Source organism: Heliomarina sp., assembly GCF_052826185.1.
Genome location: NZ_JBRBUI010000055.1, coordinates 293,881 through 320,365, shown reverse-complemented (window position 1 = coordinate 320,365; position 26,485 = coordinate 293,881). Strand labels below are relative to the sequence as shown.

General features: G+C 59.1%; 22 protein-coding genes. 11 read left to right on the top strand and 11 right to left on the bottom strand.

Features of this window, described 5'->3' with window-relative positions:
- Positions 1–282: 282 nt before the first annotated feature.
- Positions 283–750, bottom strand: a complete 468-nt coding sequence (locus ACU0FH_RS24395; protein ID WP_446197267.1) for a pentapeptide repeat-containing protein — start codon at positions 748–750, stop codon at positions 283–285.
- 849 nt (positions 751–1,599) lie between these two features.
- Here ACU0FH_RS24395 and ACU0FH_RS24390 point away from each other — a divergent pair.
- The 3 genes from ACU0FH_RS24390 (at position 1,600) to ACU0FH_RS24380 (ending at position 6,482) form a co-directional block, all read left to right on the top strand.
- Entirely contained in the window at positions 1,600–2,760 is a 1,161-nt protein-coding gene (locus ACU0FH_RS24390; RefSeq protein WP_446197266.1) for a metallophosphoesterase, read from the top strand.
- A gap of 426 nt (positions 2,761–3,186) precedes the next feature.
- Positions 3,187–4,281 (top strand): transglutaminase-like domain-containing protein, encoded by a 1,095-nt coding sequence (locus tag ACU0FH_RS24385; protein WP_446197265.1) that lies wholly within the window; start codon positions 3,187–3,189, stop codon positions 4,279–4,281.
- 257 nt (positions 4,282–4,538) lie between these two features.
- Positions 4,539–6,482, top strand: coding sequence for a multiheme c-type cytochrome (locus tag ACU0FH_RS24380; RefSeq protein WP_446197264.1), 1,944 nt, complete (start codon positions 4,539–4,541; stop codon positions 6,480–6,482).
- Positions 6,483–6,614: 132 nt separating this feature from the next.
- On the opposite strand, the gene ACU0FH_RS24375 is transcribed toward ACU0FH_RS24380, so the two are convergent.
- The 4 genes from ACU0FH_RS24375 to ACU0FH_RS24360 are packed head-to-tail and all read right to left on the bottom strand — an operon-like array spanning position 6,615 to position 10,387.
- Positions 6,615–7,388 carry a heme ABC transporter ATP-binding protein gene (locus tag ACU0FH_RS24375; RefSeq protein WP_446197263.1) on the bottom strand — a complete coding sequence of 258 codons (774 nt, stop codon included), beginning with the start codon at positions 7,386–7,388 and terminating at the stop codon, positions 6,615–6,617.
- 3 nt (positions 7,389–7,391) lie between these two features.
- On the bottom strand, positions 7,392–8,438 hold the full coding sequence (locus ACU0FH_RS24370) for a FecCD family ABC transporter permease (RefSeq protein WP_446197262.1): 1,047 nt from the start codon (positions 8,436–8,438) through the stop codon (positions 7,392–7,394).
- 39 nt (positions 8,439–8,477) lie between these two features.
- Positions 8,478–9,326: a heme/hemin ABC transporter substrate-binding protein gene (locus ACU0FH_RS24365; protein WP_446197261.1), complete on the bottom strand. Its 849-nt coding sequence runs from the start codon at positions 9,324–9,326 to the stop codon at positions 8,478–8,480.
- A complete protein-coding gene (locus ACU0FH_RS24360) occupies positions 9,323–10,387 on the bottom strand; it encodes a hemin-degrading factor (RefSeq protein ID WP_446197260.1) in 1,065 nt (354 codons plus the stop codon). The genes ACU0FH_RS24365 and ACU0FH_RS24360 overlap by 4 nt, the downstream gene beginning before the upstream one ends.
- Before the next feature lie 236 nt (positions 10,388–10,623).
- On the opposite strand from ACU0FH_RS24360, the gene ACU0FH_RS24355 reads away from it, so the two are divergent.
- Entirely contained in the window at positions 10,624–12,594 is a 1,971-nt protein-coding gene (locus ACU0FH_RS24355) for a TonB-dependent receptor domain-containing protein (protein ID WP_446197259.1), read from the top strand.
- A gap of 79 nt (positions 12,595–12,673) precedes the next feature.
- Here ACU0FH_RS24355 and ACU0FH_RS24350 read toward each other — a convergent pair whose 3' ends face one another.
- The 6 genes from ACU0FH_RS24350 to ACU0FH_RS24325 form a co-directional block, all read right to left on the bottom strand.
- The gene (locus ACU0FH_RS24350; RefSeq protein ID WP_446197258.1) at positions 12,674–13,675 is read right to left on the bottom strand and encodes an energy transducer TonB; all 1,002 of its coding nucleotides are present in this window, start codon (positions 13,673–13,675) and stop codon (positions 12,674–12,676) included.
- Positions 13,672–14,064 carry an ExbD/TolR family protein gene (locus ACU0FH_RS24345; RefSeq protein WP_446197257.1) on the bottom strand — a complete coding sequence of 131 codons (393 nt, stop codon included), beginning with the start codon at positions 14,062–14,064 and terminating at the stop codon, positions 13,672–13,674. The genes ACU0FH_RS24350 and ACU0FH_RS24345 overlap by 4 nt, the downstream gene beginning before the upstream one ends.
- Positions 14,061–14,441 (bottom strand): ExbD/TolR family protein, encoded by a 381-nt coding sequence (locus ACU0FH_RS24340; RefSeq protein ID WP_446197256.1) that lies wholly within the window; start codon positions 14,439–14,441, stop codon positions 14,061–14,063. Before ACU0FH_RS24340 ends, ACU0FH_RS24345 begins: the two co-directional genes overlap by 4 nt.
- Positions 14,438–15,412 (bottom strand): MotA/TolQ/ExbB proton channel family protein, encoded by a 975-nt coding sequence (locus ACU0FH_RS24335; protein ID WP_446197255.1) that lies wholly within the window; start codon positions 15,410–15,412, stop codon positions 14,438–14,440. Before ACU0FH_RS24335 ends, ACU0FH_RS24340 begins: the two co-directional genes overlap by 4 nt.
- Positions 15,413–15,643: 231 nt before the next feature.
- Positions 15,644–17,140: a chemotaxis protein CheW gene (locus ACU0FH_RS24330; RefSeq protein ID WP_446197254.1), complete on the bottom strand. Its 1,497-nt coding sequence runs from the start codon at positions 17,138–17,140 to the stop codon at positions 15,644–15,646.
- Positions 17,141–17,232: 92 nt separating this feature from the next.
- Positions 17,233–18,144 carry a LysR family transcriptional regulator gene (locus tag ACU0FH_RS24325; RefSeq protein ID WP_446197253.1) on the bottom strand — a complete coding sequence of 304 codons (912 nt, stop codon included), beginning with the start codon at positions 18,142–18,144 and terminating at the stop codon, positions 17,233–17,235.
- 97 nt (positions 18,145–18,241) lie between these two features.
- On the opposite strand from ACU0FH_RS24325, the gene ACU0FH_RS24320 reads away from it, so the two are divergent.
- From ACU0FH_RS24320 to ACU0FH_RS24290, 7 genes are all read left to right on the top strand, one after another.
- Positions 18,242–19,465 (top strand): acyl-CoA dehydrogenase, encoded by a 1,224-nt coding sequence (locus ACU0FH_RS24320; RefSeq protein WP_446197252.1) that lies wholly within the window; start codon positions 18,242–18,244, stop codon positions 19,463–19,465.
- A gap of 179 nt (positions 19,466–19,644) precedes the next feature.
- Positions 19,645–21,510, top strand: a complete 1,866-nt coding sequence (locus tag ACU0FH_RS24315; RefSeq protein ID WP_446197251.1) for a class I adenylate-forming enzyme family protein — start codon at positions 19,645–19,647, stop codon at positions 21,508–21,510.
- Positions 21,507–22,811, top strand: a complete 1,305-nt coding sequence (locus tag ACU0FH_RS24310; RefSeq protein ID WP_446197250.1) for a 3-hydroxyacyl-CoA dehydrogenase NAD-binding domain-containing protein — start codon at positions 21,507–21,509, stop codon at positions 22,809–22,811. The genes ACU0FH_RS24315 and ACU0FH_RS24310 overlap by 4 nt, the downstream gene beginning before the upstream one ends.
- 4 nt (positions 22,812–22,815) lie before the next feature.
- Positions 22,816–23,595, top strand: coding sequence for an enoyl-CoA hydratase-related protein (locus ACU0FH_RS24305; protein ID WP_446197249.1), 780 nt, complete (start codon positions 22,816–22,818; stop codon positions 23,593–23,595).
- A gap of 50 nt (positions 23,596–23,645) precedes the next feature.
- Positions 23,646–24,929 carry an acyl-CoA dehydrogenase family protein gene (locus ACU0FH_RS24300; RefSeq protein ID WP_238371547.1) on the top strand — a complete coding sequence of 428 codons (1,284 nt, stop codon included), beginning with the start codon at positions 23,646–23,648 and terminating at the stop codon, positions 24,927–24,929.
- 3 nt (positions 24,930–24,932) lie between these two features.
- Positions 24,933–25,706 carry an SDR family NAD(P)-dependent oxidoreductase gene (locus tag ACU0FH_RS24295; protein ID WP_446197248.1) on the top strand — a complete coding sequence of 258 codons (774 nt, stop codon included), beginning with the start codon at positions 24,933–24,935 and terminating at the stop codon, positions 25,704–25,706.
- Between the two features lie 3 nt (positions 25,707–25,709).
- Entirely contained in the window at positions 25,710–26,480 is a 771-nt protein-coding gene (locus ACU0FH_RS24290) for an SDR family oxidoreductase (protein WP_446197247.1), read from the top strand.
- Positions 26,481–26,485 lie beyond the last annotated feature (5 nt).

Sequence of the window (26,485 nt, the reverse complement as noted above, 5' to 3'; positions counted from 1 at the left end):
TAGGACTGGCAGTCCCATCAACGCCTTTTCAAGACGTCGAGACATAACGATACTCGTCAGGTCAAGCTCTGTGCTTGCGAGGAAGCTCCGCAATCGAGTGCATTGAAAGAACTCGAAACCCGACTTCCGCTCTAGATAGCTTGAAGGTCAGCTGTGGGCCGTTTGCTACCATATTATCTGGCGGTACAGATGTCGGGAAAGTCCGTCTAAGCGGACCTCGGTCTAGGTTACGGATGTTCTCTATCTTCGCGTAGCGCACCAATCGTTGCCAACCGAATGCGCTCAGCGTGCTACGTCACAATCCGAGTTGTCGATCTCGTCGGACGCGGTCTGAGTGTTGCAGAGTTTGGCCGCGTCGAGATCGGTGCCTTCGAGAATGGCGCCGTCGAAGACAGCGCCCTGCAAGTCGGCCTCTTTCAAAGATACGTTTATGAGACGAGCGCCTACGAAATTGGCGCCGCGCAGCTTGACCCCGGCGAAGCTTGTATCCGTGAGGACTGCATTCTCGAAAACGGCCAGGTTCATGTTGGAGCCGTCGAATTTGATCAGCTTCAGGTCAGCCGATGTGAAATCGATCCCCATGAGGTTGCGTCCACTGAAGTCATCCTGATGCAGAACGCACTCAGCACAGCGTCCCAAAGCGCGCACATCTTTCGAGCGATCCGCGTCTTCAGAGATTGCGGGGGCCGAACCCGTCAGAAAAACGGTAAGGGTTGCGGAAAAGAAAACGGCAAATCTGTTGGCCACCATCGGAGCACCTTGGGTAATACGCGAAGCGCGTGTTTGCTAGTTTTGACCGTGGACGTTGTCTTTGGCCAATCGGTACGAGCGCCCGCGAAAAGAGAGACACGAAATAGGTGCACCTTGATCGATGGTTTGTCCGTATAGATCTCGGCTAAAGTCTGTATGCGCCTTTCGCCTTTCAAGGTATCGCGGCCACTTTTTCGCGTAGTTAACCTGCTCTGGTACTACCATTAGACATCCAAATTTTGCTCGGCTTCAAAGCGGTGCTAACGTAAGGGAGCATGTGGTTTTGGTCGCGATAAGCGTGCAAAATTCAGCGCTCGCACAGTCACCTTTTGTTCATGTTTTGTCGCTGTGACGCAAATCGGCTCAACCGCTTGTGATTTATGGGTTTCGACCGAATTCAAAAACCCCCCGCCTTCGGGCGTGCCGGTTGGAGTTCCGGCCTTGGGTACCAACATCTCTCGGGGCATATCACCCTGATTGTCGCAGGCGGGAGACCAGAGGCGGTCTGGCTCCCTCATGCACCGCAGGTCAGCTTTCGATGACCGGGCGCACACTTGCTAAGCTGTGATCGATCGGCGCTCTGGCAAGACTTATCAAGCCTTGACTGAAGCACCGATATTCAACCTCCGTTGGTAAGATTCAGTTCGTGCCATTCTGAAAGCGCTGCTCTCGGTGGATAAAACCCGAACAAAACCTGAAATTCGAATTTAACCTGACAACAAAGCGTACAGAGGCCATTTATGTCTCTCGTTCATAAGTTTTTTCAGCAGAACGCGCGCGACATTCCAACTGCCGCCAACTAGCTTGCGGTGACCGCACAGGCCGGTCCACGAGCAGGAGAGTCATTTCATGTTTGCCATTATCGTCGGGATCGTTGGTGCCTATGTCGCGCTGCGCACGCTCGTTCCGCTGGGCATGCCGCTTTGGTGCAAGGTTCTGGTCGCCCTCGTGATCTTCCTTTTGGCACAGAACCATCTTCTGACCAAACTGGCCTATGGCAACATGTTCTCGCTGGAGTTGCCGCGCGCTGTCGTGATCGCGGTAAACCTCGGTTTCGGGGCCATCATCATTACCGCCGCTTTCTACGCGTTGCTTGATATCTTCATGCTCCTGCGCTCGCTGGTAATCTGGCAATGGCGACCGCTTGCCCCGGGCTGGAGCTTTGCGGCGCTGGCCCTCGGTATCGCGTTTTCCAGCCTTGGCGTGGTCAACGCCATTCGCCAGCCCGCGCAGAAAGACATCGCCTTTGACATCGAAGGCCTGCCTGCCGGGTTCGATGGTTATTCCATTGTCCACCTGACTGACCTTCACCTCAGCCGGTTGTTTCAGCGTCCCTTTACGGAAACGCTTGTGGCGCGGGTGAATGCGCTCGACCCGGACATCATCCTGATCAGCGGTGACCTGATAGATGGGTATCTTGATGCGCGGCGTGACGATGTGGCGCCGCTGGCCGCGCTTTCGGCGAGGGATGGGGTTTATGTCAGCCCAGGCAACCACGAATACTACTTCGACTACGACACATGGTGGGCGGTTTACCAGGATCTCGGGATGCGTCCGCTTGCCAATGCCCATGCACGGATCGAGCGGGCAGGGGGAACGCTGGTGGTCGCGGGACTGACCGATCTTGCGGCCACGCGGTTCGGCTTTCCCGCGCCGGATATCCGCCGGGCGCTGGACGGCGCGCCCCAAAACGCGCCGGTAATTCTCCTCAATCACCAGCCCATTCAGGCGCGGATGATGGCTGCAGCGGGGGTCGACCTGCACCTTTCCGGGCATACCCATGGCGGTATGGTCGTGGGTCTCGCCTCGCTGATAGCCCAATTTAACGAAGGTTTCATCTCAGGGCATTACGCGGTCGATGACATGCACCTCTATGTCAGCAATGGTACCGCGCTCTGGCCAGGATTTGCCCTGCGCCTTGGCGTTCCGTCTGAACTGACCCGCATCACCCTGCGGGCGCGTGGCGATACAATCCCGCGTCCGGCAGAGGGAGACGCTATCGGTGGTTGAATGCGGATAGGGACGCACTGCTGCCAGCCCGCCTTTCATGGCTCAACACCGTATAAGAAAACCTAAAATGGCCAACGTGAAAGCCACCTTCCAGCCTCACGTCAGCAGTTCAGCGATTTCAGGGGTGAAACTTGCCCGACCGGTCGCGCGAGCTAATTCTCGCGTCCGGTCGGGACGGTGGCGGCCTCTGCCGAATGTCGGTCGTGAGTGGTGGAGAGGCGCCATTATTTGGCGTTTGTGAGTAGGCGCGCTATTAGCGCAAAGCACCCCTGAGTTGAATGGGTGACGTAGAGACAACTCAGGGCTTTTTTACGGTTAGCCGCGCCATCCTCTGGGTCTTTTCGTGGCCTGCGCAAATGACAACCCGCTTGCCCTTGCGGGAAGCCCGGCATATCCCGCCGACACCCTCTATTCAGGAACCCTTTCATGACCTTCGACAGACGTACTTTCATGCAAGCCCTCAGTGCCAGCGCCGCCATTTCCCTTCTGCCGCGGGGCGCTTCGGCGGGGTTCGCGCCGAAGCCCTCGGGCTGGCGGCGGTTCGAGCTGACCACAAGTGTCGAGATCGCCCGCAATGGCGCGCCGGTCGACCTCTGGGTGCCGGTTCCAGCCGTCACCGAAGAAAACTGGGCGCGGGCGGGGCAGGCGGACTGGACCACCAACGCCGATCGGGCCGAGCTTGTGACCGATCCGGAAAACGGGGCGCGTTTCCTGCATGCGGCCTGGGACGCAGGCAACGCCCCGGCCAAGCTCGAACTGGTCGCGACGGCCGAGGCACAGGACCGCCACGCCGATCTTTCCGATACCGGCGCGGTTCCTTTGTCGTCAGAGGACCGGTCCTATTACACGGCACCCACCACGCTCGTGCCGACCGACGGGATCGTCAAGGAAACCGCAGAGTCCATCATCGGCGATGCGACCGGCGATCTGGAAAAGGCGCGGCTGATCTATGACTGGATTGTGCTGAACACCACTCGTAATCCCGAAACCCGTGGCTGCGGCCTTGGCGACGTGGCCTCCATGCTGGAGATGAACAATCTCACCGGCAAATGCGCCGATCTGAACACGCTCTTCGTCGGTCTCGCCCGTGCCGCCGGTCTGCCCGCGCGTGATGTTTACGGGTTGCGCGTCGCACCGTCCCGCTTTGGTTACAAAAGCCTCGGTGCCGGATCGAGCGATGTGACCAAGGCGCAGCACTGCCGGGCAGAGGTTTTCCTTGACGGTATCGGCTGGACAGCGGTCGATCCAGCCGATGTGCGCAAGGTCATGCTTGAAGAACCGCCAAAGAACCTCTCACTTGATGATTCCAAGGTTGCCGATGTCCGTGCCGGTCTGTTCGGCGCATGGGAAGGCAACTGGGTCGCCTATAACTTTGCCCATGATGTCGCCTTGCCTGGCGCGGCCTCGGGGCCGGTCAGCTTCCTCATGTATCCTGAGGCGGAAATCGACGGTGCGCCGCTTGACGCGCTCGACCCGGCAGGCTTCGCCTATACGATCAACGCGCGCGAAATCGACCTCTGATTGCGATCCTTTCCCGTCCCGCCCGCTGCGCCCGGCGGGACGGCGCCGCCACGGCCGATGCGCACTATTGCGACAGCATCACGAAGATTTTTCAACTTTTGATTGATTAACCCTTGTTGATCCGCAAAGATCGACGAGGGGATAAGCACCCAAATTTATTAGCTTCTTTGGGTGAATTTCGTGCCGTTCTACCGCCATACGCCTTTGATCCGCCCCGGTTCACGCCCTTCGACAGGGCAAGTCGAAAGACGCGTGCCATGCGCTGGGTAATCGCCTTCGCTTTTCTGATGGCCGCGCCTGCCGTCTCGGCGCAGGACTACATCGGCTCCGACCGCTGCACCGCCTGCCATCAAGATGCGTTCGAGGCCTGGGAGGGGTCGCACCACGCGCTAGCATGGACCCCGGCAGAAGACACCAACATCCTTGCCGATTTCAATGACACGCGCTTTGCCCAAGGCGATTTCAGCGTACTGTTTCACCGTGACGAGAATGGCAATCCCCGCATCGAAGTCACGGAAAAAGATGGTGAGACCACCGACTACCCGGTGCATTCCGTTGTCGGCATCGAACCGCTCCAGCAATACCTGCTCGAAACCGAACCCGGACGCCTGCAAAGTTTCGACGTGGTCTGGGATACGGAAAAGGGCGGCTGGTTCCACCTCTATCCCGACAGTGATTACGCACCGGACAACGGGCTGCACTGGAGTGGTCCTTACAAGACCTGGAACAGCCGTTGCGCCACCTGTCACGCGACCGGCTATGCCACCAATTACGATTCAGGCACGCAGAGCTTTGCCTCGACGCAGGTCGAAATCGGCGTCGGCTGCGAAGCGTGCCATGGTCCGGGGTCCGATCACGTCGGCTGGGCCGAGACCATGGAAACCACCCAGACCCCACCCGAGAATTACGGGTTCACGGTCGATTTCTCCGACGCCGAAGAGGCGATCCAGCAATGTGCCGGATGCCATTCCCGCCGCGAGGCTTTTCTTGATGGCAACCCGATGCCGGGCACAGATTTCGACGATGCCTACAACCTCGCGACCCTGCGCCCCGGTCTTTACGAAGCCGACGGCCAGATATTGGATGAGGTCTATGTCTACGGCTCCTTCCTGCAATCCAAGATGTATGCCAAGGGCGTCTCCTGCTCGAACTGTCACCTACCGCACGAAGCCGATCTCGTCGCCGAGGGCAACGCCGTCTGCACCCAGTGTCACAACCCGGCGGGGAATCCGGAGTTTCCGACGCTCGTGAAAGCCGATTATGACAGCCCGGAGCACCACCGACATGAACCCGGAACCCCCGGCGCACAGTGCAAGAACTGTCATATGGTCGAACGCGTCTATATGGGCAACGACTGGCGCGCCGATCATTCCTTCCGCATTCCACGGCCTGATCTGGCGGAAACAACCGGTGCGCCCGATGCCTGCACTACCTGTCACGAAGGGCGCAATCCCGAATGGGCAGCGGATCAGATCGCCGAGTGGTTCCCCAATAGCACACATCGCGGTCCGCACTACGGGGAGATCCTTGCCCATGGACGACGTGATCCCGCAGGTACGGCGCAAGATCTCGTTACCCTGTCGCTGAACCGGGCCGAGCCGGGCCTTGTCCGCGCCACCGCACTCTGGCTGCTTGCCCAGAACGGCGAAGGCGGTCCGGCCGATGCCGTTGCGGCGACGCTGGACGATCCCGATCCGCTGGTCCGCGCTGCCGCCGTTCGCGCCCAGCGTATGGCACCGATGACGGAGAGGAGCATGCGGCTGATCGAACTGCTGAACGATCCGTCCAAGTCCGTCCGTATCGCGGCATTTATGGAGCTTTCGAGCGCGCAGATCGCGCATCTTCCCGACAAATATGCAAAACGGATGCAATCTGTCGCTGCCGAGTGGCGCTCTTCAGTGGGCAATCGTCTGGATTATCCTGAAACGCATCTGCAAATCGCCGGTCTCGCGCTGGTCCGGCGAAACCTTGCGGCGGCGTCTGGCGCCTTTGCCGCCGCGACCTGGCTCGATCCGCAACTGGTCGACGCCTGGAGTATGCGCGCCCGTATCGCCGCGGTTCAGGGTCAGCAACGCGAGGCGCTCAATATCCTCGACGAGGCCATCGCTCGAAACCCCGACTCGCTGGGGCTCCAGACCATGCGATCCGAGCTGCTCGGCCAGAACGACGGCAGTGACCTGCTGCCGCCCGCCGCCGACTGACCGGCTCTGTCCGGTTAACCGAAAATCAGCAAATTCGGCGCAGCATGTCCTGCTTGAAGGTGAAATTTGCCAGAAAAGTGCACGCCTGATGTACGGGGGGTGTACAGGGGGTGTACGGCTTGTGCACGCCGTTCAGAGGCTTTTCCCGGCACTCTGCGGCAGAACAAATGGGACCTGCGGCGGGGTGAACCCAACCCTTAACGGGCAGTCGTAGGCACGGCTCAGCAGGCTGTCGGTCAGCGTGGCTTCGGGGCGTCCCGTACCCAGAACGGCCCCGTCCTTGAGCAGGGTGATCTGGTCCGAGAACATCGCCGTCAGGTTCAGGTCATGCATGATGGCAACCACACCGCCCCCTGCGTCCGCGAACTCCCGCGCCAGTCGCATGATCTGTAACTGGTGCCCGATATCAAGCGCCGAGACCGGTTCATCAAGGAACAGCCAACGCGGCCCGCTCTGATCCGTCGGACCGGAGATCTGTGCCAGCACACGGGCCAACTGCACCCGCTGTTTTTCACCGCCGGACAGTTCTTGATAGGGACGTTGTTCGTAGCCCGCCAACCCGACACGCGACAGCGCCTCAAGCGCGAGCGGATAGGATCGCCTGTCGGGCAGCCCCAGATGGATCACCTCGATCACGTTGAAGGGGAAAGCAAGCGCGGTAGATTGCGGCAGCACAGCACGCATGCCCGCCAGTTGCCAATGCGGGATTTGTCGCAAGTCGCGCCCGTTAAGGATTATTTCGCCATCACATGCGATTTCACCCGTAAGCGCCCTAAGAAGCGTTGTTTTCCCTGATCCATTCGGACCAACGACCGAAGAAACCTGACCGGGTTTGGCAATGAAATTGATCTCTTTCAGGATCTGCCGATTGCCAAGGTGGACGGTGATATCGCGTGCTTCGATCATCGCTTACATATCCAACACGCCGCGCTGGCGCAGCAGGATCCAGAGGAAGAACGGTCCGCCAAGCACTGCCGTGATTATCCCGATCGGCAGTTCAGCCGGGGCCATGATGACCCGTGAGATCACATCCGCGACCAGCAGTAACGACGCCCCAAGAAGCGCGGCGTTGGGGATCAGGAACCGGTGATCCGGGCCGCTTATCAGCCGCAAAAGATGCGGCACCACGATCCCGACAAATCCGATCCCGCCGGAAACTGCGACGGCGGCCCCGGTGGCCGCGCCGACGCAGAGAATGGCAAGGATTTTAACCCGTTGCACTGGGATACCGATGTGAAATGCACCGGCTTCGCCCAATGCAAGGCCGTTCAGCCCGCGCGTCAGGAACAGGGCGCAGATCAGGGCAGGGGTCATAATGACATAGGCCGTGGCGACCTTTGGCCATGTGGCACCGCCCAGCGAACCAAGCGCCCAAAAGGTGAGATCGCGCAGCTGCGCGTCGTCCGCGATAAAGATCATCACACCCGAAAACGCACCGGCCAGCGCGGCCAGCGCAATACCGGCCAAAAGCATCATCGCAACCGAGGTTCGCCCCTGCCGGGTTGCGATGCGATAGAGCAGCAGCATGCTGAGCCACGCGCCGAAAAAGGCCGCAATCGGAACAAGGTAGACGCTGGCCAAATCGCGCAACAAAATCGGCAGCATGCCACCAAGCACGATAGCGCCGATCGCGCCCAGACCGGCGCCCGCACTGACACCGATGATACCCGGATCGGCCAGAGGGTTGCGGAACAATCCCTGCATCAGCGCCCCGGACACTGCCAGCGATGCGCCCACGGCGATGCCGGTCAGGGTGCGTGGCAGACGGATTTGCCAGAGGATGACAGCGTCACGGCTTGCCATCGGTTCACCGCGCAGCCAGCCCGCCATGACCTCGACCGCATTAATGCCGGAGGCGCCTGTCGTCAGGCTGAACACCACGACCAGTGCCAGCAAGACCGCCAGACAGAGTCCAAGGACGCGGGCCCGGTTGCTGCGGTCGCCCGGTCGGTCCATTGGCGAAACAGACCTGATCTCCGACATCGCCACCATGGATCAGGAGCCGAGCCCGTTCAGCGCTGCAATAAGTTCCTGCGCGGCCTCGGGGGTGCGCACTGAAAAGCCGAGCAGGCGCATGCCGTCCATCCGGATCACCGCGCGGTTTTCCCCGGCGGGGGTCGTGGCAATGGCCGGGTGGGCAAACAGATCGTCATCTGCCATCGCGTGATCGCCACTGCGGTCCATCATCAGGATCACGTCGGGCGCGGCCGCGATCACGGCTTCTCCGGTCACTGTCTTGTAGCCTGAGAACCCCTGCATCGCATTGGTCGCCCCGACAAGTTCGATCATGCCATCCGCCGCAGTATCCTGACCCGAGGCCATGATCCGTCCGCCCTGCATAGACAGGATGAAAAGCACGCGTTTCTCTGCCGAAACAGGGGTTTCTAGCGCTGTCTCAAGGTCTTGCATGACTTTGTCGGCAAGGGCTTTGGCATCCGGTTCGGTGCCCAGCGCCTTGCCGACCGTCAGGATCTTTTCTCGGATCGCGTCAACGGTTGGCGTCTCAACCACATCGACCATCGGAACGCCTGCCTGATGCAGTTGTGCGACGACCTCGGGCGGGCCCGCGCCTTCTTCGGCAAGGATCAGATCGGGACTGACCGAGAGCACACCCTCGGCCGAGAGGCGGCGGATATAACCGACATCCGGCAGGTCATTCGCCTCTGGCGGGTAGTTCGAGGTTGTATCGCGCGCCACAAGCCGGTCGCCTTCGCCCAGCGCATAGACGATCTCGGTCACGCTACCGCCGAGCGATACAATACGCGACGGTTGCTCATCCGCATGGGGCGCAGCGAGGAAGATTGCGAACAAGCTGAAAATGGAGCCAAGCGACAAGCGGATCATAGGGCAGGCTCCAGCTCGGGCAGGCTGTCGACGACTTCTGTCCATTCGGGATAATGATCTTCGGTTTCGCTCCGATGGCCAAAGAACTGCATGATGAGACCGCCCTGGCTGTCAAAGGCTTCTACGGAAATCGCCGGGCCACGGCGGGTCGGCTTGGTGACCGCCCACACTTCGGCGATGTGGTCGCCGCGCAGGTGCAGATTGAAATCCGGGTCCAGCACGTTGAGCCACGGCCCAACCGGTTTGATAGGCGAAATCCTCCCGGACTGGATCTGGATACAACCGCGATTGCCGACGAACATCATGTGTGAAATCTGACGCTCGGCGAGCGCGTCGAGCATGGTCGCCACGGCACCCGGTGCCAGCGGACGGGCATAGGGCGCGCCTGCCATGCGATTAGCCCCCAGCCGGTTGATCTTGAGCCGACGGACCATCATCAGGAACTGATGGGTGTCGGTCATCTTGTCCCATTCCTCGCGCAGGCGGCTGGCGCGTTCCGGTTTGACGATGGCATCCTCTACCGGTTCTTGGGCGCTTACCTGCATGGAGTCAGACTGGTTCTGTACGGTCAATGTATCGCGCAGCGCGTTCCAGCCCGAGGGATCGGCATCCTGCGGCAGGTAGATCTTGTGAACCGCATCTCCGGCGGCGTCGAAGATCTGAAAGGACCGGCGGATACCTGTCTTGGTCTCAGCCTCGACGGCGAATCCATGCTGCCAGTATTGGGGAAAGATGCGCAGGTCGATTTCGGGCCCCAGCACCATCGAGGCATGCTCGCCACCGCGATAATCCCGATAGGTGCCATGGCGTTCGCTTACGACGCTTTCATTCCGGGTAAGCGCCATGACCCGGCCAAGTTCGGGTACGGCGGCGATCAGACGGTCAGGGTTTGGGTCGATCCGGGTCACGCCCTGACCCGACTGCGCCGCGAGGAGCTGTGCCTCGCTCACGTTGAGGCTGGCGGCCAGATCGCGCGCGCGCAGGGTTGCACCCTTCACGGCGTCGCGAATGGCTTCGGGGCTGGGTCTTTCGGCAATGTCAGTGGACGGGCTGTCGGCCATTCTTGATCCTTTCGATATGAAGAAAAGCCACATGTCTTGCTGACCTTGAAACCGAGGGAGGCAGGCGCTGCTGGATCGTGACACCCGGCGGTTAACGCATTCTTGACAGAATTACTAGGGTAATTTAACCGGTTGCCGCGAGGCGTTGAAAGAAAACTCGATTTTCAATGCCAAGGTGATGCAGCCAGCTTTCTTGCCAGCTTGAGAAAAGAGAATGGACAGGAAAGTAAATGGTGATGAAACCAACCGTCCGGGCATTATTGCTGGGCACAGTGGCCTTCGTTCACGGCAGTTCCGTATTCGCGCACGATCTTATCGAACTGGCGCCGATCGAAGTGGAGAGCAAACGCGACGTGGCTACGGATACGGCGACCTCGGAAACCGCCGTTGATTACGAAGAGATCGAGGATCGGCAGGCAGGCACCATCGCTGAATTGGTCGACAGTGTGCCGGGGGTGAACCTTGTCAACGGTGGCTCGCCGGTGGGCTCGGGGATCAATATTCGCGGTTTCGGTGCCAATGGAACCTTTGGGACAGATCAGAAAGTCGGCATTCAGATCGGTGGCGCCAGTAAAGGCAGCGAGGAGATTTACCGTGTCGGCACCCAGCTTTTTACTGACCCCGCGCTGTACCGCGAAGCGGTCGTCTTGCGCGGTATGGGCGGCACGTTTGAATATGGATCGGGCTATTTCGGCGGCTTAATCCGGCTCGAGCCGTTGCAGGCCAGCGATTTCACCCTAGGCGAGCCGGGGTTGAGGTTGCGGCAGACGCTGCAGTTCTCCTCGAACGGGGATGGGCTGACGAGTTCAACCATTGGCGCGTGGCAGGTGAACGAGGATCTCGAGGTTCTGTTCAACTATGTCTGGCGCGAAGAAGGGGTGACGGAGGACGGGGCAGGCAATCCGCGTTCGGATGAGGGGTATGAACTACCGTCCTGGCTGGTCAACACCCGCTATACCTTTGGTGACGCACGTCAGCATTCCATCGGTTTGCTGCTGTCGCGCACGCAGACCGACGAAAAAGACGTGCCCTATGACAGTTTCGGGGTGACGGCTGACAGTTTCGGCAACGTGGACCGGCAAACCGACGACAAGACGGCCGTGCTGCGCTACCGCTTTGATTCGCCAAACACCGAATGGATCAATCTGGAGGTGGATCTGTCCTATTCCGATCAGCAGATCGATCAGGAATATGTGCCCGGGTCTTCCCCGCTGGAGGGCACGTCGAGCTTTCCCCTGCTGGTTTCGACCGTAAACGCGGATCACCGGTATGAAACGACGAAACTGCTGATCACGAACAATGCCTTCTTCGCCACGGGCAATGTGCAGCATGACCTGCGCTTTGGGCTCGATTTGTCAGAGCGGGAGCGGCTGGATGCATCCTCGGCACCGGGCGGCACGGATCGCCGGATTGCGCTGTTCGCGGTGGACGATATCGACCTTAGTGACGCCCTAACCATAACGCCGCAGGTCAGGTTTGAATCTCAGGAAATCGGCGGCGACCTTTACGGGTTCTATGACAACACTGCGTTGATGGGAGGGCTTTCCGCACGGTACGAATTTGCGTCAGGCATCGCTGTATTCGGGGGCGCGTTCTACGGTGAAAGCATGCCGATCATCGATGACCTCGGCACGCCGCTTTACATGACGCAGCCGGAAAAGGCCGTCACTTATGAACTTGGCGTAAGCTATGACAGTTACGATCTTTTTGCCGATGGAGATGCGCTGGCGGTCAAGGCCGTCGTATATCAGACGCGGGTCTGGGATATCACCTCGTACATCAACCTAACCGATGTCGAACATGAGGGGCTGGAACTCGAGGCGGCCTATTCGATTATGGGGGGATATTACGTCGATATGAATGCCAATATCGCCCGCTCGGAGAACACCACGCCGGGATCGACCTCATACTGGGAGGGAACGCCGGCCGACGAAATCCGGCTGACGCTTGGCAGAAAATGGGACCGTTGGCTGGACTTGAGCTGGGAGGTGGTGGCGGACCGTGGCATGGATCGAAGTGCGACGCCTTCGACGGGCTACGGCGTGCATAACCTGCGGGCCACTTACCGGCCCGACTCGGGATTCCTTGAAGGTACAGAGTTCCGTGTCGGCATCGAAAACCTGTTTGACCGGGAATATACCCCGGCGTTGGCGACCCGGACGGCCATGGGACGGAACCTGAAGTTCACCGTGTCCAAGACGTTCTGATATATGCCCCGGTCAGTTCATGTGGCTGGCCGGGGCAGTTGAAGTTGAACTTTGATATCTGCTGGCGGGCAACCGGGATTCAACGGAAATCCATCGGCAGCATGAACCCGTAGCTGGCATTGGTCAGCCCGGCCGGAGCCGAAGGCATCTTGCCGGATCGCGACACGGCCTGAAGCGCGGCCTGATCGAAAAGCCGGTTGCCCGAAGAACGGGCGACGGCCACTCGCAGAACCTGCCCGGACCGCGCGACGGTGATGCTGAGCACCACCCGGCCTTCGCCACGCGCGCCACGTGGTGATCTTTTCCGCCGCTCGATGCGGGTTCGGATCTGCCCGCCCCAGGTCGCCTCGAGGCTGGCTTTTTGTGCGTTGCTGAGTGTCGCAACCTTGGCATTGCCGGAATTGCCCGCCTGCGTCGTCCCACCGGTCCCGGCGGATTTCTGGGCGTTTTGCCCCACTGAATCTTGCTTTGCGACGGGCGCGGGTTCGGTTTTTTTACGAGGTTTCGGCTCGGGCTGTGCCTGCTCGATATGTTCTGGTCGTTGCTTGGGACGGCGACTTGTGGCCATGGCGGTTTCGAGAGGTTGATCCTCGATTTCTGGCTCGTCGACGACCTCCGGTGGTTCCTGCGGTTCCGCCTCGGCAATCTTTTCCAACGGTTCAGGTGCAGGTTCGGGCTCCGCGACCTCCGGTTCCGGCTTGGGCTCTGGTGGTCTGGGTGGCTCGGGCGAGCTCATGTCTACCTGCGGCATATCAGGGAGGTCCTGCTCCGCCGAGGGCAGGCTGATCGCGGCGCTGCGATCGGGCGCAAGATCGAACTGAGCCTGTGGCCGGTCAGGAGTGACGTCCGGCTCGACAGTTTCGCGACTGGGCTGCGCCACCTGAGTGACCACAGGGGGCGGGGCCTCCCACTGCTCGACCATGGTTTGCACGCTGGCGGTTGCCGCGACAAGACTGACCATCTCGGCGCCGCCTTCGCCACCGGCATTGGCGCCATCCTGCTCGTCGATTTCCATCGCGAGCACGAGGTGCAAGGCTACAGACAGGGCGACGAAACCGGTGATCTCAAAATACCGCGTCATGGCTGTGCCACCACCAGCGACACATCCCGCAGCCCGGCAGCGGAGAGATCGCGAAGGAGCCGGGCGACATCGCTGGCTTTGGCCCCGGCATCGGCACGAAGTTGCGGGGCGGGGATGCCATCCTCTGAGGCTTGCGAAAGCGCCTCGATGGCCGCCTCGCCGCGCAACTCTTGAAACGCTATCTCACCTTCGGCCGACAAGTAAATGATCGGGCTTGTTTCTGTATCGCTGCCCTGTTCGGCCGTCGGCGGAGTCACCGGAAACGGTTCGGGCTGGCTGAGCCGCGAGGTCATCAGGAAGAACACCAGCAAAAGAAACACCACATTGATCATCGGCACGATGGATTCCGCGCGCGGACGTCTGGGGGCGGGGGCGAGATCAAAGCTCATTCGACCAGCGTTAGCCGGGAAAACCCGGCGCTCCTCAGCTGTGCCGCGACGGTGACGAGCCGTTGCAGATCGGTTTCGTCGTCGCCGCGCAGGATGATCAGGTCGTCAGGTCTTTCGGTCATGTCCTTCAGCGCCGCGATTAGCGCTTCGATGGGCATTTTGCGCCCGTTCAGTTGCAGGGCGTCGGGCTGGATATCGACAAGGCGTGGGGGCCCGGAATAGTCCGATCCGCCGGAGGCCAGCGGCAGGGGCATCACCTGATCGACGCCAAACCGAGAGGCCAGCATGAAGAACACCAGCAACAGGAATACGACGTCGATCATTGGCGTCAGGCTGGGCTTGCGCCTTGGACGGCTTTTGGCAAGCGAGAGGGTCATTCAGCGGCGAGCTTCCGGCTCGATTCAGCGACGGTGACGGGCAGGGGGGCGATAAAGATGCGGGCCGCCAGATCCTCGATATCACGACGGATGCTGTCGATGGTCGCCTCGCACCATGTCAGCGCGGCTGAGGCGGGGATCGCGACGGCCATACCAGCAGCCGTGGTCAGGAGTGCCTCCCAGATACCCCCTGCCAGAAGCGAGGGATCGGCGGAACTGCCCGCTTCCTGTAGCGCCTGGAAAGCCGAGATCATGCCCATGACCGTCCCGAGAAGACCGAGCAGCGGGGCAATCGTCGCGATGAGTTCCAGCGCGCGCAGACCGTTTTCCTGTTTCGCGATCAGGTTCTTGGCAACACGGGCCACATCCTCGCGGGCGGCGGAGTCTTCGTGATTGATCCGCGCCTGCATCGCCGCGCGGGCAAGGCGGCTGCGGATGCCGCGACGCGTGCGGATGATGTCGAGAGCGATGCGGGTATCGCCTGTCTCCCACGCAGTTACTGCGCGGTTCGACATGCGCCTGGACCAGGCACCGGCGAGGATAAAACGCCAGATTTTCCATAGGATAAGCGCGACAGTGATCACTGACAGGGCGGCAATGGCCCAGATCGACGGCCCGCCATCTATCAGGAAGCTACGCGCACGATCGGCTGCAGCGGCAAGTGTATCCACCGGCGGCGTGGACACGGCTTCGTCTGAACCAGCCGGTTCTGTCGCGGGAGTGACCGTAGAGGTTTCGCTGGCCGCTTGCGATTCCGTTGTAGCCGGATCTGTGGTTGCATCGAGCGACGGCGGTGCGGTGACGTTTTCTTCGGCTTGCGGACGCTGAAGGTTGTCTGCCGGTGCCGGGCTTTGCAGGCTGGGAGTATCGATTGTGACCTCGGGCGTCGTTGACTGCGCCAGTGCCGACAGGGGCGACAGAGAGAACAGTAAGACAAGCAGGGCAGGGACTCTCACAAATCGGGTTTTCACGGTGCCAGCATCCCTTCTTGACTGCGGTTGCGGTGAGCGGGGCGTTCTGCTGTTGCGGCGCGTTTGCCCAAGGTTTTGCTCATGCTACGGTGCGATTTTTATCCTGCCTAGTAATATTGATAAAAATAGTCAAGTTTAGTGGCGCAAGAGAATTCCAGCCGATCGACCGGTGAGAATTGCCTGTGAAAGGTCAGTCGTCGGGGCGGATTGATTTGGATCGCGATGGTTGGGTCAAGCTCGTGTGATCGAGCGGCTAGCGTCACCTGGCGAGGATGTTACTTGTTCCGGCGCGTCTCGCGTGCAGTTTTCCTGATCGGTTGAACGCTTTGGACCAAGATCAATACCGTCGATCAGCCGGGCAAAGTCGGTGATCGGGAGGAGGGTGCCATCGCGTCGGCGTCGGGCTACCAGAGCCTGACCCTGATCGTTACTTTCGACCACGTGGGCCTTGGCGACTTCCTCGCATCTTTCGATGGTGAAACCGAACATACCCGGGCCGCGACGCACGATGAGTATGGCAGAGTCCTTGGCCAGCATACGTCCTTCGCGACCGAAAAGCCGGGCCGCGCAATAGATCGGTACGATTTGGCCGTGCCTCGTGATAGTCCCCATGTAACCGCTCTGCGACGGGGATGACGAGAGGATATATTCGGGTATTCGAATGATTTCAGAGGCTTGCAGGATTAGGCAGCAGGTTCTCATCCCGGCGAAAAACACAAGGTAAAGCTGTTGGGCATCGGTTGCCGCGCTGTCTGTCCGGGCAACGGCACGCTCCGCGATTGCTGTTCGTGACAGGTTGAAAAGGGCGGGGTCTTTGCGGCAGGCCTCGACCTCGACAATCAGGAATGAGCGGCCCGATTCATCGATATGAGCTTTTTCAAAGAACTGCGGCTTGCCAGAGATCACGGTTGGGCAATCGGCAATCTGGTCACTTCCCAGTTTGACCACGTTGTGAAACGTGTCGATTTCGAAGGCGATGAACCCGTCGTCGGGAAAACGGATAACGACACCGGCGGATTGTTGGGGAGACATGCGGCGTCCAAGCCCAAGGGCGCTGAGCGTATCGATCATGGGCACATCGCGCCCGTGATAGTGGACAACTCCGTCGCAAATTCCGACGGCGACCGGCGAGGGCGACAAGACCGATAGCGGATGCGTCGCCTCGACCTCGTCGGCGCGAAAGGCAAGGTCATGACCTGCGCAACTGCACAGCAGATACGTTTCATGGCTTTTTTGTCTCTCGGCCATCTGCTCTCTTGGTGGGACGCTGATGGAGGGCAGGCCCAGTGCGCCGAACAGATCGTTGGGCGATAGCAGCGAAACGACTGAATTGTCGTAGGTGAACACCATTTTCTCTTCGACATGCGGCACGTTTTTGCACGTCCGCATGTCCGATGGATAGACGGTGGCGATCCCGTGGATGGAATCGACGAGCAGTGCAACAAGCCGATCCTCGTGAGAGATAATAACCGCGACATCATCTTGCGGCGTGTCGTTCTGGTTTAGTCTGAGAACGAGGCGCAGATCGACCAAGGGAATGGTGTCGTCGCGCAAGATCATAGCCCCTATAAGACCAGATCCGCCATAGGGGAGTTGGCTGAGAGGCGCCGGTCGAGGCACGACTTCGCGCAGGAAATCTGAGGACAAAGCGACGAACGTGCCTCCGACACGAAGAATGCCGTATGCGCTTCTGTGGCTGGCTTCGTGATCTTTCTGATCGTCGGTCATACCGGTGCTCGCGCGAAGGACCAGAGCGGGACTTCGAGGGCCCTTGGTAAACGCGCAGGTCCTAACCGTAAGTTAACCGTGGTGTCTGGGGCTTATCGGGGCAGGGGATCTTCGGGTTCCGCTTTACCTGTCAACCATTCCCGAAACGCAACAACCGCCGGGTTGTTCGCGCGCGCCCGTGGCCATACGAGGTAATAGGCTCCGCGCATTTCCACCGGGCCGCCGTACACCGGCACAAGCTTGCTCGTCGCGATTTCCTGTTCGACAAGATAATCGGGCATCAGGGCCACGCCGATACCGTGAAGCGCGGCTTGAGTAATGGTTGAGAATTGGTCATAGATCATTCCCGGCACCGCCTTGCCAAGGGGTGCGCCTTGAGCGTTGAACCATTCTGCCCAGGCCTTGGGGCGCGTTTTGATGTGCAGGAGGGGCAGGGCAAGAATGTCCTGCGGATTTGCCAGTGCACCATCGGGCACGAGTGAGGGCGCGGCAACGGCGATGACGGATTCATGCTTTAACAGGAGCCGGTCTGTGCCGGGCCAATCATCTGTACCGAAATATATCGCCGCATCAAGAGGTTCCGTTGCGAAATTGAACGGTTCAAGGCGCGTCGCCATGTTCAGAGTGACATCGGGGTGCAGGCGCGCGAACTCGGGCAGGCGGGGCATCAGCCATCGCATACCGAACGTCGGCAATATCGCGAGATTGAGCGTGCCGCCGGTTGGCTGAACCTGAAGCCGCATCGAGGCATTAGTTATTTGTGTGAGGGCCTGCCGGATCTCGGCCGCATAATCCTTGGCGGCGGTTGTCAGGGTAAGCCGTTTCTGATCCCGCTGGACCATTTCCGTGCCCATCTGTTTTTCCAAGGCCTGCAACTGCCGGCTTACCGCGCTTTGGGTAAGAGAAAGCTCCTGGGCGACTGCAGAGGCGCTGCCAAGGCGATCAAGCGCTTCAAGTGCACGCAGGGAAGAAATGGAAGGCAGGAAACGTCGGGGTGTCAGCATGTATTCCTTTTATTCATACTTACATGCGGAAGTCTTGCTGTTTTTCCGGCGATGAAACACTTATGATGCGCAAAACCAGATTTCGGAAGGAAAGCACATGAACGCGCCGACGCCATCGCTGAAACCAAAAGACGCGCCCGATCTTGGTCGGTTCGACTGGACCGATCCTCTGCGGCTTGAAGACCAGCTGACCGAAGACGAGCGGATGATCGCGGCCAGCGCGCGCGCCTATGCGCAGGAAAAGCTGCAGCCGCGTGTGACCGCCGCCTACGAAAACGAAACCGTTGAGCCGGAAATCTTTCGCGAAATGGGCGAAATGGGGCTGCTGGGCGTTACAGTGCCCGAGCAATACGGCGGTATCGGCGCGGGCTATGTGAGTTACGGTCTTGTCGCGCGCGAAGTTGAGCGGGTCGATTCCGGTTATCGATCCATGATGTCGGTTCAGTCCTCGCTCGTCATGTATCCGATCTATGCTTATGGCTCGGAAGAGCAGCGTGAGAAGTATCTGCCGAAACTGTCCAGCGGTGAATACATCGGCTGTTTCGGTTTGACCGAACCCGACGCAGGCAGCGACCCGGCGGGTATGAAAACCCGCGCCGTCAAGACCGACGCGGGTTATCGGCTGAACGGCTCCAAGATGTGGATCTCGAACGCGCCGATCGCGGATGTCTTTGTTGTCTGGGCAAAATCCGAAGCCCACGGCGGTAAAATCCGTGGCTTTGTCCTTGAGAAAGGTATGAAGGGGCTGTCGGCGCCGAAGATCGAGAACAAGATGTCGCTGCGCGCGTCGGTGACCGGCGAGATCGTGCTCGACAATGTTGAAGTCGGCGAAGATGCGCTGCTGCCGCATGTGGAGGGTCTGAAAGGACCGTTCGGCTGTCTGAACCGCGCGCGTTACGGGATTAGCTGGGGCGCGATGGGCGCGGCCGAAGCTTGCTGGCACGCGGCGCGGCAGTACGGGCTGGACCGTCACCAGTTTAACCGTCCGCTGGCGCAGACGCAGCTTTTCCAGCGCAAGCTGGCAGACATGATGACCGAGATCTCGCTGGGCCTGCAATCATCGCTGCGGGTGGGACGTCTGATGGACGAGGCGAATGCCGCGCCGGAAATGATTTCGATCGTCAAGCGCAACAACTGCGGCAAGGCGCTGGATATTGCGCGCATGGCGCGTGACATGCACGGCGGCAACGGCATCAGCCTCGAGTTCCAGGTGATCCGGCACATGATGAACCTTGAGACCGTGAACACTTATGAGGGGACCCATGATGTCCATGCCTTGATCCTTGGGCGTGCTCAGACCGGATTGCAGGCATTCTTCTGATCCTGCTGAAACAGCGATTGATATTTGCGAAGGCCGGTGTGATGCACCGGCCTTTGTTTTTTTTGGGGGGCATTTATTCCGGGAGAAGGCCAACGCGCATCCCCACCAGAACATCGTATAATTGGTATTATGTAAAACGCGGATATACGTATTGCGGAATACAATTCCGACAAGCGGTATTGCAGTCTCTGAAAAGATGGTTACCATTTTTTCGAGGAGAGTCGCAGCCTGCAATCCCCCGAGTGATTGATTGCGCTGCGCATGGGAGGAAATCGAATGCTAGCAGATGTCGCGCTCGCTGCCGAGTGTCGCAGCGAAAACGCCTTATGACTTCAGCTTTGAGTTTTCAGGAAGCTGCCCGTCAGGTCGTGACAAACAACCCGCAGTACGCGGTTGAAGAAGCCGATATCCGTGGCGTCACCTACCGGGTATTCAAATCCATTCCGCGGCACATGCGCGATTTTCTGCAACGCGTACGGCCGCTGTTCGACGATGGCTCTGCTAACTATATCACGTTTAACGGCGAAACCTGGACCTTTGAAGAGTTCTGTAATGACATCAAGGCGATGGCACAGGTTCTGGAAAAGGACATGAAGATAGCCAAAGGACAGCCGGTTGCCGTTGCTATGCGTAATTGTCCCGAGATGCTGATCCTCATGATGGCAATCACCTCTGTCGGCGGTGTCATCGTTTTCCTCAATGGTTGGTGGACGACCGAAGAACTTTCCTATGCGATTGAGGACAGCGGTGCAAAAATTGTCTTTGCCGACGGTGAAAGATGTAATCGTATCAGACCTTTGCTGGATAAGTTTGATCTCACTCTGGTTGGCGTTCGCGATGGCGATGCCGGTGATGAGAAAAGCTATGCGGCGCTGAAGGATGGCGTTGGTTCGGCGGATTGGTCCGAACGGGAAATCGATACCGACGATGACATGGCGATCATGTATTCCTCGGGTACGACAGGCCAACCCAAAGGTGTGGTGCAGACGCATCGGGGCGCACTTAACGCAGTATATACGTGGCTGATGCAACCCGAAATCGCAGCGATCTTGACGCCACCTCCGGAGCCGGTGGATGAACCCCCTCGCCCATGCGCGCTTATCGTGACGCCCTTGTTCCACGTGACAGCTACGCATCCGATGTTTTTGCTCAGTCTTGCCGCCGGTGGTCGTGTCATCCTGATGGAAAAATGGAACGCCGAGAAAGCCGCCGAGCTTATAGTTTTGGAAAAAGTTACGCGTTTTCTTGGGGTTCCGACGCAATCGGCGGATCTTCTTGCCGTTGCCCGGCGTGACGGTTTGTCTTTTCCGACGCTCCAGTATCTGGGCGCTGGCGGCGCAAAACGTCCCGCGGCACAGGTAGATGGGCTGGCCGAGGCATTTCCCGAGGCTCAGATTGCCACCGGCTGGGGCATGACCGAAACAAATGCAAACGGAGTCGGCTTTGCCGGAGAAGAATACTTGTCTCATCCCGGCGCGACGGGTCGTCTTTATCCACCGGTCCAGGATCTGAAACTGCTCGACGATCTGGGTAATGAGGTTCCGCAGGGTGAAGTCGGGGAAATCACTGTTAAAAGCCCCTGTAACATGCGGTGCTATCTAAACAAACCCGAAGCGACCGCTGAAATCTTGAAGGATGGATGGCTGAAGTCCGGCGATTTGGGTATGATGGATGAAGATGGCATATTAACCATCGTAGATAGAAAGAAAAACATCATCATACGCGGGGGTGAGAATATCGCTTGCCTCGACGTAGAGGGTGCATTGCACAGGCATCCCGACGTGGTCGAAGCCTGCGCGTTCTCGATACCGGATGAACGGCTGGGTGAGGTGGTCGGCGCCGGGTTGCGTCTGCGCCCCGGGGCCCAATTGGAAATCGGCGAACTAGCCGCCTTTCTTGCCCCGCATATTTCAAAGTTCAAGATACCCGAGAGGATATGGACCTTTGACACCGCCCTGCCCCGCGGCACGACGGATAAGCTGGATCGGCGCGAATTGCGTCGGATCTGCCTAAACGAACTCAATGAAAAAACGGAGCTTGCATGAACCAACCAACACAGGAAGAGATCGGCAGCTATATTGCCGAAGCTGGCAAAGCTGCCTGGAACGTGCCGGGTATCGATGGCTCGACGCCACGGCGTGAAATACGCACTGTCGGTGTCATCGGCGCCGGGACCATGGGCGGCGGCATTTCGATGAATTTCGCGACGGCAGGCTTTGACGTTACGATTGTGGAAACCAAGCAGGAAGCGCTGGATCGCGGATTGAGTGTCGTGCGTGGCAACTATCAGCGTAGTGCAGACAAGGGTCGATTTCCGCAGGATGAGGTCGAAACCCGTATGGCCCGTTTTGACGGGAAACTGTCGATCGACGCGCTAGCAGATTGCGATCTGGTCATCGAAGCTGTGTTCGAGGACATGGAGCTCAAGCGCAAGATTTTTACTGAGCTTGACCGAGTGATGAAGCCCGGCGCGATCCTTGCCACGAACACCTCGGCGCTGGATATCGACGAGATCGCCGCGATGACGAAGCGGCCCGAAGATGTTATCGGGTTGCACTTCTTTTCGCCCGCTAACGTCATGAAATTGCTTGAAATCGTGCGCGCCGAAAAGACTGCGGATGACGTGGTTGCGACATGCATGGATCTGGCGAAGACGATCAACAAGATCGCGGTTCTGGTTGGGGTTTGCCCGGGGTTTGTCGGCAATCGCATACTTTTTGCCCGGCAGAAGCAGGCCAACAAGCTGGTGTATCAGGGCGTGATGCCTTGGGATGTGGATGCGGCGCTGAATGCCTTCGGGTTCCGCATGGGCCCGTTTCAGATGTCGGATCTTGCCGGTCTGGATATCGGCTGGTCCAAGGGGGCCAAGACGGCGAATCCGATCCGGGATGCACTGTGCGAGATGGATCGTCGCGGGCAAAAGACCAAGGCGGGTTATTACGATTATGATGAAGCGCGCACGCCGATCCCGTCGGATGTGACCGCCAAGATCATCCATGACATCACCGGGGCCGAGCCCAGCACAATGGCGCAGGATGAGATCATAGAAATCTGCATCTATCCGATGATCAACGAGGCCGTGAAGATCCTTGAAGAGAACAAGGCACAGCGGCCATCGGATATCGATGTTGTCTGGCTGAACGGCTATGGCTGGCCCGCCGACAAGGGCGGCCCGATGTTTTACGGCGATATGGTCGGCGCGCAGGCAGTTCTGGACCGGATGGAAAAGCTTGCCGCCGATGATCCGGAATTTGCGCCAGCGGAAACACTCAAGAAGCTGGCCGCCGAAGGTGGCAAGTTCATCGATATCGATGCAGGCGGTCTGAAAACCGACAAGGGGGCATAAATCCATGGCATATGAATTCATCAAGACCGAGAAGAAAGGTCATATCCTCGTCGTGACCATGAACCGTCCCGAGGTTTACAATGCCGTCCATTCCGAGATGCATCATGAAATGTCGGATTGCTGGGACGAATTTGCAGCGGACGAAGACCTATGGGTCGCGGTTCTGACCGGTGCGGGCGACAAGGCCTTTACCGCAGGAAATGACCTCAAGGCGACCAATGAGGGCGGGATCAAGAAAGGTCTGCCGGCGAGCGGCTTTGCCGGTTTATCGTCGCGCTTTGACCTCGAGAAACCGCTGGTGGCGGCGGTCAACGGGTTTGCCATGGGCGGTGGTTTCGAAACCGCGCTCTCCTGCGACATCATCATCGCGTCGGAAAACGCCAAGTTCGCCCTGCCCGAAGTCAAAGTCGGCTTCTTTGCCTCGGCCTCGGGTGTCCAGCGTCTGTCGCGCTATATCGGTCGCCTTGCCGCGCAAGAGATGATGTTTACCGGCCGCACAATTGATGCGCAGGAAGCGCTTGAACTTGGATGCTGCAACGAGGTTGTCGCCCATGAAAAGGTGATGGAGCGCGCGATGGAAGTTGCCGAACAGCTTTGCACGGTGTCGCCGTCTTCGATCAAGGCGACCAAGCGTATCCTGAACAGCATGGCCGTTGCCGATGGTCTTCCAGAAAGCCTGCAATATTCGCGTGAGGTTCAGGCCGATCTGGCCAAGACCGAAGACTTCAAGGAAGGCGTGCAGGCCTTTGTCGAAAAACGCAAACCCGAATGGAAAAACCGCTAAGTCAGCGAAAGGAATAATTCAGTATGTCATTGGCAAAACATCCCCCGGAGATGAACGACCTGCGCATGTCCGAAAAGGCGCGCCCGCTGCTTGAGGCGGTCATCAAGCATATCGCCGAGAACGTCGATCCGATTACCGAGGAATTCTATCGCCTGGGTGAGGGGCGTGAAGATCGATGGTCTTATGCGCCGGGCCAGCTTGAGCTACTCGAAACCGCCAAGAAGAAAGCACGGGAAAGCGGTCTTTGGAATTTCTTCCTGCCGAATTCGGAAACCGGCGAAGGCCTGAGCAATCTCGACTATGCCTATATCGCGGCGGAACTGGGTAAAAACCCGCTGGCTTCTGAGACGCTGAACTGTTCGGCGCCTGACACTGGCAACATGGAAGTGCTGGAACGTGTTGGCACGCCCGAGCAGAAGGAAAAGTGGTTGAAGCCCCTGCTCGCCGGTGAAATCCGCTCTGCCTATGCGATGACGGAACCGGATGTGGCCTCTTCGGACGCCAAGAACATCGCGACGAGCGCGGTGCTTGAAGGCGATGAATGGGTAATCAACGGCGAGAAATTCTACATCTCCGGTGCCGGAGATCCGCGCTGCAAGATCATGATTACCATGGTGAAAACCTCGCCCGAGGCGGAAACCTTCAAACAGCAAAGTCAGATCCTCGTGCCCATCGATACGCCCGGCGTAACCATCGTAGGTCCGATGCGCGTGTTTGGCCATGACGATGCGCCGCATGGCCATATGCACATCAAGTTCGAAAACGTGCGTGTTCCCAAGGATAACATCCTGTTGGGTGAAGGGCGCGGTTTCGAGATTTCCCAGCTTCGCCTTGGGCCGGGCCGGATTCACCACTGCATGCGCTCGATCGGCTCGGCGGAAAAGGCGCTGGACATGATGCTGGATCGGTCGCTGAACCGGAAAGCGTTTGGCAAGCGTATCGTCGATCTTGGTAAGAACATGGAGACCATCTCGCGCGCACGTATCGATATCGAGGCGATGCGGATGATGGTTCTGAAAGGCGCCAAGGCGATGGACGTGCTCGGCAACAAGGAAGCCCGGATCTGGGTTTCGGCGGTCAAGGCGCTGGTGCCTGAGAAAGCCTGTCAGATCATCGATCAGGCGATGCAGGTGCATGGTGCCGCAGGTCTGTCGCAATGGTTCCCTCTTTCCGAGATGTATGTTGGCCAGCGGACGCTGCGTTTTGCCGATGGTCCGGACGAGGTGCACCACCACGTTGTCGCCCGCGCCGAAGTTCAGGGCTATCAGGATTCCAACGACCGCAAGGCCCGTGTCGCGCGCTCGGTCGGTGGCCGCATGTTCGAGGGGCCGTAAGAAATGCGCGAACTTTTCGATCTTACGGGACGCGTCGCGCTGTTGACCGGCGCGTCCAAGGGCATGGGGCTTGTCATGGCGACGGCCCTTGCCGATCACGGCGCCAAGGTGGTGATCTCTGCGCGCAAGCAGGATCAGCTTGACGAGGCTGCCGCCAAGATTAACGAAACGGTCGGCGCGGATCGCGCCGTTGGGATCGCCTGTAACGTCGGCTACAAAGAGCAGCTTGAAGCGCTGGTTGCCGGGGCGCGGGAAAAGGCTGGCCCGATTGACATCGTCGTTGGGAATGCCGGGGTGAACCCTTACTACGGGAAAACCTCGGAAATACCTGATGAAGCGTATGAAAAAACGATGCGCGCCAATGTACAGGCCAATCTTTGGCTGGCCAAGATGGTGGTGTCGGACATGGTGTCCAAAGGCACTGGGTCGATGATGTTCACCTCTTCCATCGGGGCGTTCAAACCGTCGGAAACGCTGGGCACCTATGGCATGTCGAAACTGGCGCTGATCGGGCTTGTGAGGAACCTCGCGGCAGAGTTCGGCCCCGACGGCATCCGGTTCAACGCAATTTGTCCGGGGCTGGTGAAAACTGATTTTGCCCGCGAACTCTGGGATAATCCTGATGTCGAGGCCCGTATCAACAAGAGCATTCCGCTGCGCCGGCTGGGTGAGCCAGAGGATTTCGCGGGTATCGCGGTCTACCTCGCGTCGGATGCCAGTCGTTATATGACCGGTCAGGCGCTGACGGTTTGTGGCGGCTCAAATATGTGGACGTAAGTAATGGAACTAAAAGATAAAATTGTCGTCGTCACCGGGGCCGCCAGCGGTATCGGCAAGGCGATGGCCATCCGCTTTGCCGCCGAGGGCGCAAAGCAAGTGATCTGCGCCGATCTCAATCTTGCCGGTGCCGAGGCAACAGCCAGCGAAATCAACGGTATTGCTTTTGAGGTCAATGTGGCGCGAGAGGCAGAAATTTCGGGCCTGATCGAAAAGGTCGAAGCCGAAATTGGCCCCATCGACCTGTTCTGTTCCAATGCGGGCATCCTGACCGTCGGCGGTATGGAAGTTGCCAACGAAGACTGGCAGCGGATCTGGGAGGTGAACGTGATGGCGCATGTCTGGGCCGCACGTCATCTTGTCCCTAGGATGATCGAGCGCGGCGGCGGTTACCTGCTGAACACGGCATCGGCGGCGGGTCTGCTGAACCAGGTCGGCTCGGCCCCCTATGGTGTGACCAAGCACGCGGCGGTGGGCCTTGCCGAATGGCTTGCGCTGACCCACGGCGATGACGGGATCAAGGTTTCGGTTCTCTGCCCGCAGGCGGTCCGAAGCGAAATGACACGTGGCCGCGAAGACGGCGTGGCCTCGATGGATGGCATGCTGGAGCCGGAACCCGTGGCCGAAGCCTGCGTGCGGACCATCCGCGAGGAGACATTCCTTGTTCTGCCTCATCAGGAAGTTCTGGCCTATATGCGCAAAAAAACCGAGAATTACGACCGTTGGATCGGCGGGATGCGCAAGCTGAACCGTCAGTACGGCAAGCTGAAATGACCTAT

What these genes read in the sequence shown, in the direction of transcription:
- ACU0FH_RS24390 (WP_446197266.1), top strand. Translation starts at nt 1,600, where the DNA reads ATGTTTGCCATTATCGTCGGGATCGTTGGTGCCTATGTCGCGCTGCGC.
- ACU0FH_RS24345 (WP_446197257.1), bottom strand. Translation starts at nt 14,064, where the DNA reads ATGAGCTTTGATCTCGCCCCCGCCCCCAGACGTCCGCGCGCGGAATCC.
- ACU0FH_RS24330 (WP_446197254.1), bottom strand. Translation starts at nt 17,140, where the DNA reads ATGACCGACGATCAGAAAGATCACGAAGCCAGCCACAGAAGCGCATAC.
- ACU0FH_RS24325 (WP_446197253.1), bottom strand. Translation starts at nt 18,144, where the DNA reads ATGCTGACACCCCGACGTTTCCTGCCTTCCATTTCTTCCCTGCGTGCA.
- ACU0FH_RS24295 (WP_446197248.1), top strand. Translation starts at nt 24,933, where the DNA reads ATGCGCGAACTTTTCGATCTTACGGGACGCGTCGCGCTGTTGACCGGC.
- ACU0FH_RS24300 (WP_238371547.1), top strand. Translation starts at nt 23,646, where the DNA reads ATGAACGACCTGCGCATGTCCGAAAAGGCGCGCCCGCTGCTTGAGGCG.
- ACU0FH_RS24290 (WP_446197247.1), top strand. Translation starts at nt 25,710, where the DNA reads ATGGAACTAAAAGATAAAATTGTCGTCGTCACCGGGGCCGCCAGCGGT.
- ACU0FH_RS24310 (WP_446197250.1), top strand. Translation starts at nt 21,507, where the DNA reads ATGAACCAACCAACACAGGAAGAGATCGGCAGCTATATTGCCGAAGCT.
- ACU0FH_RS24365 (WP_446197261.1), bottom strand. Translation starts at nt 9,326, where the DNA reads ATGATCCGCTTGTCGCTTGGCTCCATTTTCAGCTTGTTCGCAATCTTC.
- ACU0FH_RS24385 (WP_446197265.1), top strand. Translation starts at nt 3,187, where the DNA reads ATGACCTTCGACAGACGTACTTTCATGCAAGCCCTCAGTGCCAGCGCC.
- ACU0FH_RS24350 (WP_446197258.1), bottom strand. Translation starts at nt 13,675, where the DNA reads ATGACGCGGTATTTTGAGATCACCGGTTTCGTCGCCCTGTCTGTAGCC.
- ACU0FH_RS24375 (WP_446197263.1), bottom strand. Translation starts at nt 7,388, where the DNA reads ATGATCGAAGCACGCGATATCACCGTCCACCTTGGCAATCGGCAGATC.
- ACU0FH_RS24395 (WP_446197267.1), bottom strand. Translation starts at nt 750, where the DNA reads ATGGTGGCCAACAGATTTGCCGTTTTCTTTTCCGCAACCCTTACCGTT.
- ACU0FH_RS24340 (WP_446197256.1), bottom strand. Translation starts at nt 14,441, where the DNA reads ATGACCCTCTCGCTTGCCAAAAGCCGTCCAAGGCGCAAGCCCAGCCTG.
- ACU0FH_RS24305 (WP_446197249.1), top strand. Translation starts at nt 22,816, where the DNA reads ATGGCATATGAATTCATCAAGACCGAGAAGAAAGGTCATATCCTCGTC.
- ACU0FH_RS24355 (WP_446197259.1), top strand. Translation starts at nt 10,624, where the DNA reads ATGAAACCAACCGTCCGGGCATTATTGCTGGGCACAGTGGCCTTCGTT.
- ACU0FH_RS24360 (WP_446197260.1), bottom strand. Translation starts at nt 10,387, where the DNA reads ATGGCCGACAGCCCGTCCACTGACATTGCCGAAAGACCCAGCCCCGAA.
- ACU0FH_RS24380 (WP_446197264.1), top strand. Translation starts at nt 4,539, where the DNA reads ATGCGCTGGGTAATCGCCTTCGCTTTTCTGATGGCCGCGCCTGCCGTC.
- ACU0FH_RS24370 (WP_446197262.1), bottom strand. Translation starts at nt 8,438, where the DNA reads ATGGACCGACCGGGCGACCGCAGCAACCGGGCCCGCGTCCTTGGACTC.
- ACU0FH_RS24320 (WP_446197252.1), top strand. Translation starts at nt 18,242, where the DNA reads ATGAACGCGCCGACGCCATCGCTGAAACCAAAAGACGCGCCCGATCTT.